The following is a 17,436-nucleotide window of genomic DNA, read 5'->3' on the forward strand; positions in this document are numbered from 1 at the left end:
TTTTATTCCATGATCCTGTTGTCAGGGACTGCGTCCTATTGATGATTTTGAAACTCCCAGCAGATACCTGTCCTATCTACTGGGTCTAACGCATGCAAATCTTTACGCATCTAATACTGCGCGAGAAATAATGATTTTTTGAATCTCGGAGGTGCCTTCAAAAATACGTAAAATGCGGGCATCTCTAACATAGCGCTCGAGGGGTAAATCACGAATATAGCCATAACCGCCGTGCAACTGTAATGCCGCATCGGTGACAAAACCGGCGCACTCAGCAGCAAACAATTTTGCAGTGGCGGATTGCAAGCTAAAACGCTCACCAGAATCTCGTAACTCTGCCGCATTCCATGTCAGTAAACGTGCCGCTTCCAGCTGAGTATGCATATCGGCAAGTTTCCACTGTGTACCTTGATAAGCCGCCAGTGGTTTTTTACCAATTTGACGCTCTTTGACCCAGCCTAATGCACTTTCCATCGCTGCACGAGCAATACCTAGTGAGGTCGCTGCAACTTCGACACGTCCTTTATCCAATACTTCCATTGCGGTATGAAAACCTTTATTTTCCTCTCCCAATAGTGCAGATTCAGGTAACCAACAATTCAGCGCTAACTCATAAATGGTACTGCCACGAAGCCCCATGGTTTTTTCTGGATGGGAGAATGCCACGCCCTCAGTGCCTTTTGGGATCATAAATGCACTGATCCCACGAGCTCCAGCCTCAACATCCGTTTTGGCGTATAACACAATAAAATCAGCTTCTTTGGCATTAGTAATATAGTGTTTATTCCCCCGAATACGCCAGCCACCATTTTCACGAGTCGCAACAGTTCGCATATCCGCAGGGTTAGAGCCTGCTGCGGGTTCCGTTAAGCCGAATGCCCCTAATAATTCCCCACTGGCGGCTTTCGGTAGCCAATAATTCTTTTGCTCTTCCGTTCCACCAATTAGGATAGAATCGGTCGCTAAAAAATGAGCGGTTAATGAGGATGATGTCGAGGCACATGCCGCGGCAACGGCTTCAACAATCATACTCATGGCGATACTGCCGATACCAAACCCACCGTATTGTTCTGGTAAGTTAATTCCCCAACAGCCTATTTCACCCAGTGCAGTTAAGCTTTCTGCACAGAAAGTTTCTTCTTCATCATAACGTTGAGCATTCGGTTGTAAGATGTCGCGGCATACTTTTTCTACCGCATCAACAATGGCGTGTTCTGTTTCGTTAATATTAAAACTCATTGGATAGTCTCCGCGCTTTTCGTCGTTATTGTCGTCGGTTTATATTCCGCATTTCCTTCCCCAAGCTGTGGCGCTCTTTGGGTCACATGGGGTTTTGTCCCATTAAAGAAAACAGGCTGAGAAATCAATGGAGTACCGCCATCATGGAGATGAGTAAGTACTTGGCGGACTTGCGCATGCTCGCTTTCGGTCGCTTGCTGTAAATTGTGGATGGGCGAAGCAGGAACCCCAGCGTTAAGCAGTAAGTCACACACTTCCTCGACACTTTTTTGCTCTGTCCAACATTCAATTTCTTGGCGTAAAGCTGCTTGGTTGATAGTACGGGTTGGATCATCCCGATAACGATGGTCTTGGGATAACGTCGGTTTTTCCATGCATTCGCAAAGACGCTGGAATAATTTTTCACTGGCAATCGCAATGACCACCAAGCCATCTTTCGCTTGGTAAGTATCAAACGGAGTGGATACCGGATGGCGATTTCCCACTAAGCTCGGTGCTTTATTGTTGGCAAATAAATTAGAGAGTCCCGTCAGTTGCATACTAAGCAACACGTCCACCATCGCCACATCGATATATTGAGCACTTTCACCATGGCGCTCTCTGGCAAATAACGCACTGCTAATCGCCCATGCAGCAAATACGCCAGCACATACATCACCGATAGACTCGCCGCTGCGAGTTGGACCCGTTTCAGGGAATCCCGTCACACTCATTAACCCTGACATGGCTTGCGCGACAATGTCATACGCGGGATAGCTAGCTAAAGGGCTATTTTGTCCAAAACCCGAAATACTGGCATAAATAATCTGTGGGTTATGCTGTTTCAGACTGTCAAAGTCGATCCCAAGACGTTGGGTTACACCGGGACGAAAATTTTCGACCACCACATCGCTCTCGTTGATCAATTGAAAGAGGATCTCGCGGTCGCTATCTGATTTCAGATCCAGTTCAATGCTGCGTTTTCCTCGGTTGATCAAACCGTAATAGACACTTTCTCCATCAATAAACGGTCCCAAATGACGGCTATCATCACCATGATCAGGCACTTCAATCTTGATCACTTCCGCACCAAGATCCGCCATCATGCCGGTGCAATACGGTCCCGCTAGAACACGGCTTAAATCAATGACTTTGATCCCCGCCAGTGGCCCTTGTCTTTTTTGAGTGGATGCAGCATTCATACTGAATTCCTTATTTAAGGCTAAACGTTGCCGACCCCATCGAGTCGGCATTCGAGATTACTTCACCATCGGCAAGTTGAGCCCTTGCTGCTTCGCACAGTTAATGGCAATGTCATAACCCGCATCCGCATGGCGCATAACCCCCGTCGCTGGGTCATTGTGCAGAACACGAGCCAAACGTTTATCTGCGGCATCCGTCCCATCACATACAATCACCACACCCGCATGTTGCGAGAAGCCCATTCCTACCCCACCGCCGTGGTGTAAGCTGACCCATGTTGCGCCGCCAGCAGTATTCAACAGCGCATTCAGTAATGGCCAATCAGATACAGCATCAGACCCATCTTTCATCGCTTCCGTTTCACGGTGTGGACTCGCTACTGAGCCTGAATCTAAGTGGTCACGACCGATGACAACAGGGCCTTTCAGTTCGCCATTTTTGACCATTTGGTTAAAGGCACGACCGAGTCTTTCTCTGTCTTTAAGACCGACCCAGCAAATACGCGCAGGTAAACCTTGGAATGCAATGCGCTCACGCGCCATATCTAACCAATTGTGCAGATGCTTATCGTCAGGGAGCAGCTCCTTCACCTTTTGGTCAGTTTTATAGATGTCTTCAGGGTCGCCAGAAAGAGCTACCCAGCGGAATGGTCCAATACCTTCACAGAACAGAGGGCGAATGTAAGCAGGAACAAAGCCTGGGAAATCAAATGCATTCGTTACGCCTTCATCTTTTGCCATTTGACGAATATTATTGCCGTAGTCAAATGCCGCTGAGCCGCGTTTTTGCATTTGCAGCATGGCATCTACCTGCACTGCCATGCTTTTCTTCGCGGCTTTAGTCACTTCAGCAGGGGCGCTTTGTTGCTTTTCACGCCATTGTTCTAATGTCCATCCTTGCGGTAAATAGCCATGAATAGGGTCATGAGCACTGGTTTGGTCAGTGACTGAATCAGGTGTGATATTGCGCTTCACCATCTCGCTATACACATCCGCAGCATTGCCTAACAAGCCCACGGAAACTGGCTTACCGCTAGCTTTCGCTTCTTCGATATAGCCCAACGCTTCATCTAATGAGGTGGCTTTTTTGTCTACATAGCGGGTTCTTAAACGGAAATCGATGCGGCTTTCATCACACTCAACCGCAATCATGCTAAAACCAGCCATGGTTGCTGCCAGAGGCTGTGCACCGCCCATTCCTCCCAAGCCTCCCGTTAAGATCCAACGACCCGCCGAGTTACCATTAAAGTGTTGTTTTGCTAGAGAAATAAAGGTTTCATAAGTGCCCTGAACAATGCCTTGAGAACCGATGTAGATCCATGATCCTGCGGTCATTTGTCCGTACATCATCAAACCTTTGCGATCTAATTCATTAAAATGATCCCAGTTAGCCCAATGTGGAACGATATTCGAGTTAGCAATTAAAACTCGCGGCGCATCTGCGTGAGTTGGGAAAACACCCACTGGCTTGCCCGATTGAACCAGCAAAGTTTGGTCATCTTCGAGGTTTTTTAATACTTCCAAAATTTTGTCGTAGCATTCCCAGTCACGAGCTGCGCGACCAATGCCACCGTACACAACGAGACTTTGTGGATGCTCAGCAACATCAGGATCCAAGTTATTTTGGAGCATGCGGTACACCGCTTCTGTTAGCCAGCTTTTACAGGTTTTTTGGCTACCGTGAGCCGCTCGGATCACACGCGTTGAATCTGTACGGTTTAACATTATTCAGTCCCCTATCCATCCATTTGGTTTAACTTAAAATTAACAATAAATTCAGTAAGGTCATCGTTAAGTGTGCTGCTTGCGGCTAATTCATTGCTAAGTAAACTTTTAAATTTGATATATTTATCATTAAGTTAAATTTAAATGAACCTGCCGCATGATGATTTTTCTGTTAAATCTACTTGTTCGATGATTAAATATATATACATTTGCTTCACAAAGTATATACATTTAAATTTGAATTTTTGTACCAACAGTGAAGATGGGATAGGAAGAAAAGTTAGACAACAATAACTAGATAGCTGTTTCTACACAAAAACTTGTATATACATTTGAATTTCGATGAAGAAACAAGCAAATAGCAAAAATGAGAGAAGCTTCACATTTAGTATGGGTAATCTGAGTTTGATAGTGAGCGGCAATACATGCCATTGCAGATTAATAGCCGTAAAGTTTTACTTTGATATAATTAATAATAGCACTATACACAATGCATATAAGAACATTGATTATCATTCTTTTTTGCAATATTTAGCATGTTGACTCGTTTAAAATAAAATCAATATATGATTAACTAATAAACTACGAGCCAATTATGTTCAAAATAAATCAAGTAACAACCAGCCAACTCCATGTTAAACCCCATTTAGAAAACAATGCTAAAAATGTAGAGATAAAAAAAATAAATCAAACTAATGATTCGTTTTTTAATAAATTCTGCCAATTATTCAAAAATGATAAAAATAATACCGCACAGTCTGTAACACAAAATAGCGCGAATACATTCTTAAAACAGACTTTCTCCATCCCTGAAAATGCCCACATGATATCTGCTGGTGAACAGATAACTTACTGTTGGAATGAGTCGTTAGATAGCTATGTTCCGAATGCAGCAGATCAGAGAATTGAAGCGAAAAATCAAGACTACTCGAGTGTACTACCATCGCAATTCATCAAAGATTTCAATAGAATAAACTATAGCATGACATTTTTAGGTAATGATATGCCTGAGTTTAGCAACGAGTTTTCTCAAGAAGATAGACTGCAATTTTTCGCTGAATTTGTCACACTTCCCCATGCTGAAAAATTGTGCCAAATTGCTCATCAAGGTCATCTCGCCGAGCCTTATATTTTACTCACTATGAAAAATAAAAATTTTGACTTTATTATTCCTCAATCAAAAGAGAATAATAAATTAAAAGTAAATATTGATAAAACAGAAGATAAAAAATATATTATAACCTCTAGTAATGAATATTATTTAAAACAAATTCAGCCAGAAATTATTTTAGATAAGACTATTTTATTTACTGAAAGAAAAACCCATTTAATCACTAATCAAAATGGTCAGCTATCCTTAGACCCAAATCAGAAAGATCTTCTTACGTTTAAAATCACTCAAAAATATAATTAATATCCATGAAATAAAACACCCCATAGTTATTAATAATAATTATGGAGTGTTTAGATATAAAAATATGTTTAGTTATCCACCCAAATAAGCGCTACGTACTGCTTCATTGGCGAGTAATGCTTTACCGCTATCTTCCAGAACAATATGCCCATTTTCTAATACATAGCCTCGATCAGCTAGTTTCAGAGCTTGGTTAGCGTTTTGCTCAACCAGGAAAATCGTCATTCCCTCTTCCCTTAGCTGCAAAATAGTATCGAAAATTTGCATAATAATTATCGGCGCTAAACCCAGAGAGGGTTCATCCAATAAGAGTAATTCTGGCTGGCTCATCAGCGCACGTCCAATGGCAAGCATTTGCTGCTCACCGCCAGACATCGTGCCAGAACGCTGATGACGACGTTCATGTAACCGTGGAAATAGCGTATAAACACGTTCAATACGCTCATGATATTGTTGGCGATTTGCAAAGAATCCCCCCATCGCCAAGTTTTCTTCTACCGTCATCCGAGAGAAAACTCGCCGACCTTCAGGTACGATAGCAATATCTTTGCGCATGATTTGTGGCGTAGGCAACGGAGTAATGTCCATACCGCGATATAACACTTGCCCTGAAGATGCCCGAGGCTCACCGCATAATGTACTGAGCAATGTCGTTTTTCCTGCGCCGTTAGCGCCTATCAGAGTAACGATCTCACCCTTCTGAATGTTCAAACTGACATTATGCAAAGCCTGAATTTTTCCATAATGGGTGGAAACTTGTTTAAATTCTAGCATTAGTAAGCCTCCCCCAAATACGCTTTGATAACATCAGGATGCTGACGTATTTCACTCGGTGAACCATTGGCTAATGGCGTGCCTTGGTTCACCACATAAATACGATCAGAGATTCCCATCACCAACTTCATGTCGTGTTCAATCAAGAGGATTGATACATTATGATGTGTACGTAACTCCGCAATCAGCTCATCCAAATCATTGGTTTCTTTTGGATTCAATCCTGCCGCCGGCTCATCTAACATCAGAATTTCCGGTCGTGTGACCATGCAGCGCGCAATTTCGAGTCGGCGCTGCTGCCCATAGGCTAAATTTCCTGCTTGGCGGTTAGCAAATTCTAATAAATTGACACGTTCAAGCCATTTAACCGCATTATCTACCGCTTCCGCCTCGGCACGACGAAAAGCAGGAGTTTTCAATAACCCGGAAAAAATCCCATTTTTCAAATGTTGATGCTGAGCGACTAATAGATTTTCAATCACCGTCATCTCTTTAAATAAGCGAACATGCTGAAAAGTACGGATGACGCCAAGACGAGCAATGCCTTGACCTGATAAGCCTTCTAAATGTTTGTCACGATACATAATCGTGCCGCTAGTCGGTTTATAAAATCCCGTTAAGCAGTTGAATATCGTCGTCTTACCCGCACCGTTAGGGCCAATCAAGGAGACTATTTCCCCTTGGTTTAAGGTTAATTCAACATTGTTTACCGCCAACAAACCACCGAACCGCATGGTTAGGCCTGTGACTTGCAACAGAGGCGTCGCTAAATTTGTCATGATGCTCCGCCTCCTTGCGCATTTTTCAGTTTCATATGGCGACGCTGCATCGGTAATAAGCCTTGTGGGCGCCAGATCATCATCAATACCATTAGAGCACCTAGCAATAACATGCTGTACTCATTCAGATCTCGCATCATCTCCCGCGATACGACGAGAATAATCGCCGCTAATATCACCGATGTTTGTGAACCCATACCCCCAAGCACCACAATCGCTAACACGAATGCGGATTCCGCAAACGTAAATGATTCTGGGCTAATAAATCCTTGCCGTGCAGCAAATAATGCCCCTGCGAACCCAGCAAATGCCGCACTGATAGTAAAGGCGGTTAGTTTAATTCGAGTTGGACTTAAACCAAGAGAGCGGCACGCGATTTCATCTTCGCGTAGCGCTTCCCACGCACGCCCTAGAGGCATACGTAATAATCGATTGATCACGATAAAAGTGAGCACGACGAGTAATAACGCCACAAAGTAGAGGAAAATAATTCGGTCACCAGGGTTATAATCTAAGCCGAAAAAATTATGAAACGTATCCCAGCCATCTTTGGCTGTGCGGCTAAATTCTAATCCAAAAAATGTTGGTTTAGGTAACTGGCTGATCCCATTAGGGCCACCTGTAATCTCCGTGTTATTCAGTAATAGAATACGCACGATTTCCCCAAAGCCGAGGGTCACTATCGCCAGATAGTCACCTCTTAGCCTCAAAACAGGAAAACCGAGTAAGAATCCGGCTAACGCCGCCGTGATCCCTGCAATGGGTAAGCTTTCCCAAAAACCAAAATCATAATAGTGGTTTAGCAAACCAAAGGTATACGCGCCGATGGCATAAAAGCCTGCATAACCCAAAACCAGTAAGCCTGATAACCCAACAACCACGTTCAGCCCCAAACCCAGCATCACGTAGATTAAAGTCAGTGTCGCAATATCCACACTGCCTCGAGAGACTATAAATGGCCAAATGATCGCCGCAACGATAATGAGTATACCGATAATTTTTTGTCTAACTGAACCTCCATCAAAATCAGGTAAAGCCCAAGACTGCTTAGGTACGCCTTGCCAGACTTTACTCAGAGCGGGACGGATCAATTGATACACAAAAATGATCCCAATACCGGCAAAGATCCAATTCCAACGAACTGAGTCCCCTGATTCAACCACTAGTTTGGTACCATCAAGGCTTAACTTCAGCCCCATCATAAATACCGCTAAGATGAAAAAAGTGACAGAGGCAATAATGGCGCTGATCCAGTTTTCTTTTCTCATACTTTTTCGACCTCCGGGCGGCCCAGAATACCGGTCGGCATGATTAACAGAACGCCAATCAATAGCCCGAATGAGACAACATCTTTATATTCTGTACTTAAATAAGCAGACGTCATGGCTTCAGAGACACCAAGGATCAAACCGCCCAACATTGCGCCCGGAATACTGCCAATTCCGCCTAGCACTGCCGCTGTGAAAGCTTTCATTCCTGCCATAAACCCAATGTAAGGGTTGATAACACCGTAAAATTGACCCAGTAAAACGCCCGCAACCGCAGCCATTACCGCACCGATAACAAAGGTCAATGAAATAACACGATCTGTATTGATCCCGAGTAAACTCGCCATTTTTAAATCTTCAGCACAAGCACGGCAAGCACGACCCATTCGGGAATAGCGGATAAACAGCGTTAAGGCCAACATGGATAGAAATGTTACGATCCAGATAACTAGCTGCATTTTGGATATTGTGGCTTCAAAACCGTCACTTTCACCTAGTACCCACTGCCCAGTGATCAAACTGGGTAAAGCCAGATCACGAGAACCTTGGGATAGGCTGACGTAGTTCTGCAAGAATATCGACATCCCGATCGCAGAGATCAGCGCAATCAAACGCTTAGAATGGCGAACAGGTCGATATGCAACACGCTCAATACTCCAACCATATGAGCTAGATACCACAATTGCCGCAATAAACGCTGCCGCAATTAAGATCCAACCCACATCGATCCCCAGCATCATTAAGCCAGCAATCGCAATAAAAGAGACGTAACTGCCAATCATGTAAACTTCGCCGTGAGCAAAGTTGATCATTCCGATGATGCCATACACCATGGTATAGCCAATGGCTATCAGGGCGTAGGTGCTCCCTAATGTTAAGCCGTTGAGGAATTGCTGAATAAAATACAGAATTTGGTCTGACATAAGATTATCCTTTCGAACTACTGTCCCTCTATGGAGAGCAGAAGCCGGAAGCCCGTTATTAGGCTCCCAGCTCATCGCTTGACGACTTAATATTTCTCAACTCGAGGGAATTACTCTATCGGTGTAGAGGTTCCATCTTTGTGCCACTCGAACACACCAAATTCAAAACCTTTCAAATCACCGTTTGGCTGCCAGCTCAATTGCCCCATAACGGTATCCACAGGATTCGCTTTCAAATCTTTCGCTAGCACTTCAGGCTCTAAACTTCCAGTGCGCTGCATTGCGGTGGTTAAACCTTGAATAGCAGCATAAGTTGTCCAGACGAATGGTCCCGTAGGATCTTCTTTTTTCTTTTTGAGCGCATCGACGATCGGTTGGTTGGCAGGCAGTTGGTCATAACGTTTTGGTAGCGTCACTAACATGCCTTCAGATGCATCACCCGCGATATTCGATAACGAAGAGTTGCCCACACCTTCAGGTCCCATAAAGCGAATATTTAGACCAGATTGCTTAGCTTGACGCAGAATTTGCCCCATTTCCGGGTAATATCCCCCAAAGTAAACAAAATCGACGTTCTCTTTTTTCAGTTTTGCCACGAGTGCAGAGAAATCTTTGTCCCCAGCGGTAACCCCTTCAAACATCACTTCTTTAGTGCCTGACTTATTCAAACTTTCACGCACTGAACGAGCCAAACCTTCACCGTACTGTTGTTTGTCATGAATCACAGCAATGCGTTTAGGTTTAATTTTTTCGAGGATATATTTTGCCGCAGTAGGCCCTTGGTCAGAATCTAAGCCCGTCGTACGCATGATCAACTGATAACCACGGGTGGTTAAATCTGCATTTGTCGCTGCTGGAGTGATCATGATGATGCCTTCATCTTCATAAATATCGGATGCTGGCTGAGTTGAAGAGGAACACAGATGCCCGATGACATGGCGAATACCGTCGTTAATGACTTTGTTTGCCACCGCAACCGCTTGTTTTGGATCACACGCGTCGTCGTATTCGACAGCAACTAATGTGTCTCCGTTAATTCCACCTTTCGCATTAATATCAGCGATCGCTTGGCGAGCGCCAGTAAACTCCATATCACCATATTGAGCGACAGGACCGGACATCGCACCAACAACCGCGATTTTAATCTCTTTCGCCCATCCTGCTGGACTTAATGCCATTGCGATACAGCCGGCCAATAATGCTTTATTAATATTCTTCATTCTTGCGTCCCCGCCATCGTGGTTATGAGTGTTTGTGATTGATTTATAATCAGTTATTATAGGTGACAGGTTCATTGCCTGATATTTCAAAACATAGCCAATAAGGCTATATATTTCATATCATTAAACAAGAGAATTATGCTAAATAGCAAATGGATATAGTAGCTATTTACATCAGATACAGAATAAAAAACTAATGGTAAAAAGTGTATTTTTTGTAAATACTAGTGTTATATTCCAGTTAAATTTACCTTAATCCGAGCTAAACTCGGAAAATTCACTCATGCGACATTTTTCTCTCTAAAATTAAAAAATCAGTTCCAGATCACTCTGCGGATAAAATAGACTGCAACACACACCAATAAAGGGATCACATTAAGATGAGACTCACCATTATTCCTCTGGTCAATCCTACTGAGCAGCAATACATTGACCTCTCGAAGATCTGGATAGACCAGAGCCGCGAGAAACTCACGCAGTTACTTGGATCAGGGCAATTGTTTTTTGGGGCACGTTTTAATGATCGGCTCTTGGCTGCCGCCAAAGTGACTGTTCATCAGCATCAAGGGGTCATTAGTGATTTTTGCGTTCGCGAAGTCACACGCCGTCGTGGTGTGGGTTTATATTTATTACAGGAAATTATCTACCAGTTACCCAAAATTACACTGTGGATTTTTAACTTGGGTAATTTAGAACCACAACATAAAATCACGATGGAAAAATTCCTTACCGCCGGTGGATTTCACCAAGTAACCCAATCAGACCGTTGGGAGCTAAACGCGAGTTATTAGTATGAAATTAAATAAAATTCATCATATTGCCATCATTTCATCGGATTTTGTTCGTAGTAAAGATTTTTACTGTAGGATCCTTGGTTTAAGCCTATTAGCGGAACATTACCGCCCAGAGAATGACTCGTGGAAAGCAGATTTAGCTTTTGGGGATATGTATCAAATTGAGTTGTTTAGCTTTGCTAATCCCCCCAAAAGAGTGAGTTATCCCGAAGCCGCTGGGCTTAGGCATTTAGCTTTTGAAGTGGACGATTTAGATCAATGGATAGCTTACTTGACGCAGCAGGGAGTGAGATGTGAAGAGGCAAGAGTGGACCCTTACACTCAGAAACGCTTTACCTTCTTTGCCGATCCTGATGGGTTACCTTTAGAGCTTTATTCCCGCTAAAGGCTAATTGATTATCTGCATCTATTGCTAGCCGATAATGGCCCAAGCAATAAATGCAGATGGCTGAAATGAGAACTTACATCTCGTCGTCAGACTCTTCCATTGCCAAACGCAATTTTTTCATCGCATTTTTTTCGAGTTGACGGACACGCTCAGCAGAAACGCCGTATTTATCCGCCAGCTCTTGCAACGTGGTTTTGCTGTCATCATCTAACCAGCGAGCACGGATAATATCTTGGCTGCGCTCGTCTAATGAAGCTAAAGCATCGGATAAACGGTCAGTGGCATGGCTTTCCCAGTTATCATCTTCAATGGAACCAGCAAAGTCCGAAGATTTATCCTGTAAATAAAGTACAGGTGCAATAGGGCCACCGAAATCACCACTATCATCGTCATCAGACATATCAAATGCCATATCCTGAGCCGCCATGCGAGATTCCATCTCTAGCACATCTTTGGTGCTAACGCCCAACTCTTGAGCCACCATATCCACTTCATCTTGGTTAAACCAGCCCAAGCGCTTTTTATTTTTTCTTAAATTAAAGAATAATTTACGCTGAGATTTTGTAGTGGCAACTTTGACGATACGCCAGTTGCGCAGAACATACTCATGGATTTCAGCTTTGATCCAATGCACAGCGAAAGAAACCAGACGCACACCCACTTCAGGGTTAAAACGGCGCACCGCCTTCATCAGACCGATGTTACCTTCCTGAATTAAGTCCGCTTGCGGTAAACCATATCCCGCATAACTACGCGCAATGTGAATAACAAAGCGTAAGTGGGATAAAATCAGTTGCTTGGCCGCCTCGAGGTCACCATCGTAATGCAGCCGTTCAGCAAGTTCCTTTTCTTCCTCTGCACTAAGCATTGGGTAAGTATTAGCGGCTCTGATGTAAGCTTCAATACTTCCTTGTGGAACAAGAGCTAATGATTGCATATCTTTGGTCATTAAGATCCTCTATGAATATATACAGAAATGGAGTTAATTCGATACTAGTCAACTGCACCAGTAAAACAGATAGCTAATGGATAGTCTATCAGCTTAACTGCGTTAAATAAATTATATACAAGAATAGTTAACAGCAGGTCAATGTCAGACAAGTATTATCGAAATAAGTTCGCCAAAAATGGTTTTTCATCGGTGCTAATTGACATAGCACCGATGACATGCGGTGAGATTATTCAGGCCTAAAGTGGCGTAAATGCTGTAATGTCGCTAACCAAGCAGCAACCCAACCAATCATTGCCGACATCAGCAAAATCAGTAACGCCTCTTCCCACAACAGCCCTTCAATCTGGAATTGTGTCCCAAAAACGCTGGCAACTTGAGCAACCAAATCCGACATTTTCCACACGAGTAGGTACGTCATGATGAGAGAGATAATGGCACCCAAAGCGCCTAATACTACCCCGCCATTTAAAAATGGCCGCATAATAAACCCATCGGTTGCCCCAATCAGTTTCATCACATTGATAGTGTCACGGCGAGCAAAGATATTCAGCCGTACGCTATTCCCTATCACTAAGAATAGAGAAACAATCATCAATATACCGATCACTGATGCCACTTGCCCGACTAATCGTGTTAAAGCCGCCAGTCGTGAGAACCAACTGTCATCCATGCGAACTTCTTCAATACCATTCACTTGGCTGACCCTATCACGCAAGGTCGTCAATGCGTTGGAACCTTCAAAATCGAGCTTCGGCGTAATGATAGCTACTGCCGGTAATGGATTTTCTTCTAGCATATCTAATGCAGTACTGAACCCAGACCAGCTGCGAAACTCACTCATGGCTTGGTCACGAGACAAATAATTGACATGAGCAACACCATCCAACGCTTGCAACTGAGTCACCACATTTTGTCCCCCTTGCTCATCAAGGGACTTATCGAGATAAACCGTCAACTGTGGCGTTGGATACCATTGAGTTGCCGCTTGGGAAACGTTTTTCCAAACGACATAACACAAACTTGGCAAGGCTAATGAAATGGCAATGACCATCACGATTAAAAATGTTGCCAGAGGTTGTCTTAGCATGTCAGCCAAAGCATTCAGCCAAGAGTAACGCCACTGTTCGCGCCATCCACCTTTTAATGCCTTGCTTTTTGATTGCATGGCACGTTCAGGTCTCGCTTTACGGACATTCTTAGCCATGTTGACCTCCCAGCATCCGACCTTCGCTTAACGTCAATACCCGATAGTGACGACGTTCAATTAACGCGAGATCATGAGTTGCCATCAGCACAGTGACCCCAACACGGTTAAACTCTTCAAATAAACGCATAATTCCTTCTGATAACTCGTTATCAAGGTTACCCGTTGGTTCATCCGCTAAGAGCATGGTTGGCTTATTGACTACTGCACGAGCGATACCGACACGTTGCTGTTCACCGCCAGACAGTTGGATAGGAAAGTTTCTGGCTTTATCCAACAGCCCGACTTTATCCAATGCGGCGGAAACACGACGGCGAATATCTTCACCGCTTGCCCCGGAAATAATCAGTGGCATCGCCACGTTATCGTATACCGTTCTGTCATATAACAAATGATGGTCTTGAAAAATCATACCGATCTGTCTACGTAAGAAAGGGATCTCACGATTTTTTAATCGGCTGATATCATGGCCATTAAATAATATGTGACCTGCACTTGGGCGCTCAATACCGCAAATCAGTTTCAGTAATGTACTTTTACCTGCACCTGAGTGACCGGTTAAAAATGACATTTCTCCAGGCTGTAGATGAAAATCTACCCCTTGAAGTGCTTGGCGGCCACCGCGATAAGCTTTACTAACGTGTTCAAAGCGAATCATCGAAAATTATTCCTCTCGGGCAAATAGAGCCTCGATAAAGTCATCGGCTTTAAATGGACGTAGATCCTCAATGCCTTCACCGATCCCGATATAACGAATCGGAATACCAAATTGATCAGCAATAGAGAAAATGACGCCACCTTTTGCAGTACCATCGAGTTTTGTCAGTGTAATTCCGGTCAAACCTACGGCGTCATTAAAAAGTTTAGCCTGACTTACCGCATTTTGTCCGGTACTTGCATCTAATGTCAGCATGATTTCATGAGGCGCAGTGTCATCCAACTTTCTCATTACGCGGACAATTTTTTTCAGCTCTTCCATTAAGTGCGCTTTATTTTGTAAGCGTCCCGCAGTATCTGCGAGTAGTACATCAACACCTTTTGCTTGGGCTGACTGAATGGCATCAAAGATCACTGACGCAGGATCCGCACCAGTATGTTGAGCGACCACAGAAATTTTATTACGCTCACCCCAAACTTGTAACTGTTCTACCGCCGCAGCACGGAATGTGTCCCCTGCCGCTAGCATGACAGACTTACCTTCAGACTGATATTGGCGAGCTAATTTACCGATTGTGGTCGTTTTACCGACACCATTGACGCCAACCATAAGAATAACATAAGGTTTTTTACCTTCGATCACTAATGGTTTATCCACGGTAGCGAGAATATCAGACATTTCTTCTCGCAGCTTTCCATAGAGCGCTTCGGCGTCCTTTAGCTCTTTACGACTGGCATGAGCAGTTAAATTATTGATAATTTTACGGGTAGTATCTACCCCAACATCTGCAATTAATAACTGCTCTTCGAGTTCCTCAAATAAATCATCATCAATTTTTTTGCCACTAAATAAGCTGAAGAAACCCAATCCTAAGTTTTGACGCGTTTTTAAGAGACCTTTTTTCAGACGACTAAAAAAGCCTTCTTTTTTCGGCTTTTCTTGTTCCACTGACGGTGATTTCGCGTCTTCTTCTGCTTGGCGTTGGGCTTCTTCCTCCGCTAAACGTGCGGCTTCCGCAACTTGGCGTTCGTGTTCCGCTTGCTCTTCCGCTAAACGGGCAGCTTCCGCAGCTTGGCGTTCACGTTCTGCTTGCTCTTCCGCTAAACGGGCAGCTTCCGCGGCTTGACGTTCGCGTTCGGCTTGCTGTTCCGCTAAACGGGCAGCTTCCGCAGTTTGGCGTTCACGTTCGGCTTCTTCTTCCGCTAAACGGGCAGCTTCCGCAGCTTGACGTTCGTGTTCGGCTTGTTCTTCCGCTAAACGGGCAGCTTCCGCAGCTTGGCGTTCACGTTCTGCTTGCTCTTCCGCTAAACGGGCAGCTTCCGCGGCTTGGCGTTCGCGTTCGGCTTGCTCTTCCGCTAAACGAGCAGCTTCTGCGGCTTGACGTTCGCGTTCTGCTTGCTCTTCCGCTAAACGGGCAGCTTCCACGGCTTGGCGTTCGCGTTCTGCTTGCTCTTCCGCTAAACGGGCAGCTTCCACGGCTTGGCGTTCGCGTTCTGCTTGCTCTTCCGCTAAACGGGCAGCTTCCGCAGCTTGGCGTTCACGTTCTGCTTGCTCTTCCGCTAAACGGACAGCTTCCGCAGCTTGATATTCTTGCTCAGCCTTTTCTTCTGCAGCTTTGATTGCCGCTAATTCAGCTTGATGCTGACGCTGAGCATCTTCTTCCGCCGCTTTGATTGCTGCTTGCTCAATTTGATTTTGGCGCTCAGTCTCTTCTTCAGCTCGACGTAATGCTTCTGCTTCTAAGGCATCTCTTGCGGCTTTTTCTGCTGCAACACGCGCCTCTTCCGCCGATTGTCGCTCTTGCTCAGATTTTTCCGCCGCAATCTGCAATGCTTCAATTTGAGCTTTACGCTGGCGTTCAGCTTCTTCAGCTGCTGCGGTTATTGCAGCTTGCTCAGCTTGATATTGACGCTCTGCTTCATCTTCTGCCGCTTTAATCGCATCTTGCTCAGCTTGATGCTGACGTTCGATTTCTACATCGATAGCATCTTGATGTTCAACCTCTTGGGTTACATCATTTTTTTGCTCTAGTTCCTGCTGTTGAGTTTCTTCTTCATTTTTACGACCAAAACCCAGCCATGAGAAAAAGCCTTTTTTCTTATCTTTAGCCATCTGCCACTACACTCCTCGCGGTAAAAACATGGCGTTTAAAAATTAAATCGCAATAAAATTACATGCAGTCTATCATTTCATCGCGCGGCAACACATATCTGAAAGAAAAATCATGACAATTTATTCTTATTTTATGTTAAAACCGTGAAAATGAAGCGCTACAATAGCCCCCATTAATTTATACATTTCTCAATGAGCTAAGCAACAATACATATTATGGCAAAAAAACCACAAACAGCCTCTTTAGGGCAAATTCGTGTGATTGGTGGTAAATGGCGAGGGCGAAAACTGCCTGTACGCGATAGTGAGGGCTTACGTCCCACCACGGATAGAATCAAAGAAACTCTTTTTAATTGGTTGATGCCAGTGATCCGTGATGCCCGCTGTCTCGATTGTTTTGCGGGGAGTGGCTCTTTAGGATTTGAAGCCTTATCGCGTTTTGCCAACCATGTAACATTTATTGAATTAGAGAAATCAAATGCTCAGCTTTTAAATGAAAATAAAGACCGTTTACAAGCCGATAACGCAACAGTAATTAACAGTAACAGCCTCAGCTTTTTAAGCCAGAATGGAACCCCCTATGATGTGGTTTTCATCGACCCACCATTTCGTAAAGGGCTACTCAGTGAAACTGTTCAATTACTCGAAAAAAACCAATGGCTAGCGGATGAGAGCTGGATTTATGTTGAGTCAGAAGCGGAGTTACCACTTACTGACATTCCTGCCAATTGGCAGCTACATCGTGAAAAAGTTGCAGGCCAAGTGGCTTACCGTCTTTTTATTCGTCACGTAATTTAGGGGAAAA

General features: G+C 44.2%; 16 protein-coding genes. 4 read left to right on the forward strand and 12 right to left on the reverse strand.

The window, feature by feature from the left end; genetic code table 11:
• Window positions 1-102 precede the first annotated feature (102 nt).
• The 3 genes from PROVRUST_RS08085 to hutU are packed head-to-tail and all read right to left on the reverse strand — an operon-like array spanning window position 103 to window position 4,145.
• Window positions 103-1,239 carry an acyl-CoA dehydrogenase family protein gene (locus PROVRUST_RS08085; RefSeq protein WP_006814281.1) on the reverse strand — a complete coding sequence of 379 codons (1,137 nt, stop codon included), beginning with the start codon at window positions 1,237-1,239 and terminating at the stop codon, window positions 103-105.
• Window positions 1,236-2,420 (reverse strand): CaiB/BaiF CoA transferase family protein, encoded by a 1,185-nt coding sequence (locus PROVRUST_RS08090; protein ID WP_039854768.1) that lies wholly within the window; start codon window positions 2,418-2,420, stop codon window positions 1,236-1,238. Before PROVRUST_RS08090 ends, PROVRUST_RS08085 begins: the two co-directional genes overlap by 4 nt.
• A 57-nt stretch (window positions 2,421-2,477) precedes the next feature.
• The gene (gene hutU, locus PROVRUST_RS08095) at window positions 2,478-4,145 is read right to left on the reverse strand and encodes a urocanate hydratase (RefSeq protein ID WP_039854769.1); all 1,668 of its coding nucleotides are present in this window, start codon (window positions 4,143-4,145) and stop codon (window positions 2,478-2,480) included.
• A gap of 595 nt (window positions 4,146-4,740) precedes the next feature.
• On the opposite strand from hutU, the gene PROVRUST_RS08100 reads away from it, so the two are divergent.
• Window positions 4,741-5,559 (forward strand): hypothetical protein, encoded by an 819-nt coding sequence (locus PROVRUST_RS08100; RefSeq protein ID WP_006814285.1) that lies wholly within the window; start codon window positions 4,741-4,743, stop codon window positions 5,557-5,559.
• 72 nt (window positions 5,560-5,631) lie between these two features.
• Here the strand turns inward: PROVRUST_RS08100 and livF are convergent, their stop codons facing one another.
• The 5 genes from livF to PROVRUST_RS08125 form a co-directional block, all read right to left on the reverse strand.
• Window positions 5,632-6,333, reverse strand: a complete 702-nt coding sequence (livF, locus tag PROVRUST_RS08105) for a high-affinity branched-chain amino acid ABC transporter ATP-binding protein LivF (protein ID WP_006814286.1) — start codon at window positions 6,331-6,333, stop codon at window positions 5,632-5,634.
• Window positions 6,333-7,112, reverse strand: a complete 780-nt coding sequence (gene livG, locus PROVRUST_RS08110) for a high-affinity branched-chain amino acid ABC transporter ATP-binding protein LivG (RefSeq protein ID WP_006814287.1) — start codon at window positions 7,110-7,112, stop codon at window positions 6,333-6,335. Before livG ends, livF begins: the two co-directional genes overlap by 1 nt.
• Window positions 7,109-8,380 (reverse strand): high-affinity branched-chain amino acid ABC transporter permease LivM, encoded by a 1,272-nt coding sequence (locus PROVRUST_RS08115; protein ID WP_006814288.1) that lies wholly within the window; start codon window positions 8,378-8,380, stop codon window positions 7,109-7,111. The genes livG and PROVRUST_RS08115 overlap by 4 nt, the downstream gene beginning before the upstream one ends.
• Window positions 8,377-9,303 (reverse strand): high-affinity branched-chain amino acid ABC transporter permease LivH, encoded by a 927-nt coding sequence (gene livH, locus PROVRUST_RS08120; RefSeq protein ID WP_039854771.1) that lies wholly within the window; start codon window positions 9,301-9,303, stop codon window positions 8,377-8,379. Before livH ends, PROVRUST_RS08115 begins: the two co-directional genes overlap by 4 nt.
• 110 nt (window positions 9,304-9,413) lie before the next feature.
• Complete coding sequence (locus PROVRUST_RS08125; protein WP_039854774.1) at window positions 9,414-10,523, reverse strand: branched-chain amino acid ABC transporter substrate-binding protein; 1,110 nt, start codon at window positions 10,521-10,523, stop codon at window positions 9,414-9,416.
• Between the two features lie 380 nt (window positions 10,524-10,903).
• Here PROVRUST_RS08125 and panM point away from each other — a divergent pair, with 380 nt between their 5' ends.
• Window positions 10,904-11,314 (forward strand): aspartate 1-decarboxylase autocleavage activator PanM, encoded by a 411-nt coding sequence (panM, locus tag PROVRUST_RS08130; protein ID WP_006814291.1) that lies wholly within the window; start codon window positions 10,904-10,906, stop codon window positions 11,312-11,314.
• 1 nt (window position 11,315) lies between these two features.
• Window positions 11,316-11,702 carry an SMU1112c/YaeR family gloxylase I-like metalloprotein gene (gene gloA2 / locus PROVRUST_RS08135; RefSeq protein WP_006814292.1) on the forward strand — a complete coding sequence of 129 codons (387 nt, stop codon included), beginning with the start codon at window positions 11,316-11,318 and terminating at the stop codon, window positions 11,700-11,702.
• Between the two features lie 76 nt (window positions 11,703-11,778).
• On the opposite strand, the gene rpoH is transcribed toward gloA2, so the two are convergent.
• The 4 genes from rpoH to ftsY form a co-directional block, all read right to left on the reverse strand.
• Window positions 11,779-12,654, reverse strand: coding sequence for an RNA polymerase sigma factor RpoH (rpoH, locus tag PROVRUST_RS08140; protein ID WP_006814293.1), 876 nt, complete (start codon window positions 12,652-12,654; stop codon window positions 11,779-11,781).
• A gap of 229 nt (window positions 12,655-12,883) precedes the next feature.
• Window positions 12,884-13,861 carry a permease-like cell division protein FtsX gene (gene ftsX / locus PROVRUST_RS08145; RefSeq protein WP_006814294.1) on the reverse strand — a complete coding sequence of 326 codons (978 nt, stop codon included), beginning with the start codon at window positions 13,859-13,861 and terminating at the stop codon, window positions 12,884-12,886.
• Window positions 13,854-14,519 carry a cell division ATP-binding protein FtsE gene (ftsE, locus tag PROVRUST_RS08150; protein ID WP_006814295.1) on the reverse strand — a complete coding sequence of 222 codons (666 nt, stop codon included), beginning with the start codon at window positions 14,517-14,519 and terminating at the stop codon, window positions 13,854-13,856. Before ftsE ends, ftsX begins: the two co-directional genes overlap by 8 nt.
• A 6-nt stretch (window positions 14,520-14,525) precedes the next feature.
• On the reverse strand, window positions 14,526-16,631 hold the full coding sequence (gene ftsY / locus PROVRUST_RS08155) for a signal recognition particle-docking protein FtsY (RefSeq protein ID WP_006814296.1): 2,106 nt from the start codon (window positions 16,629-16,631) through the stop codon (window positions 14,526-14,528).
• A gap of 216 nt (window positions 16,632-16,847) precedes the next feature.
• On the opposite strand from ftsY, the gene rsmD reads away from it, so the two are divergent.
• Window positions 16,848-17,429, forward strand: coding sequence for a 16S rRNA (guanine(966)-N(2))-methyltransferase (gene rsmD / locus PROVRUST_RS08160; RefSeq protein ID WP_006814297.1), 582 nt, complete (start codon window positions 16,848-16,850; stop codon window positions 17,427-17,429).
• The last annotated feature ends 7 nt before the right edge of the window (window positions 17,430-17,436 follow it).

The sequence above is a fragment of the Providencia rustigianii DSM 4541 genome (assembly GCF_000156395.1).
GTDB lineage: Bacteria > Pseudomonadota > Gammaproteobacteria > Enterobacterales > Enterobacteriaceae > Providencia > Providencia rustigianii.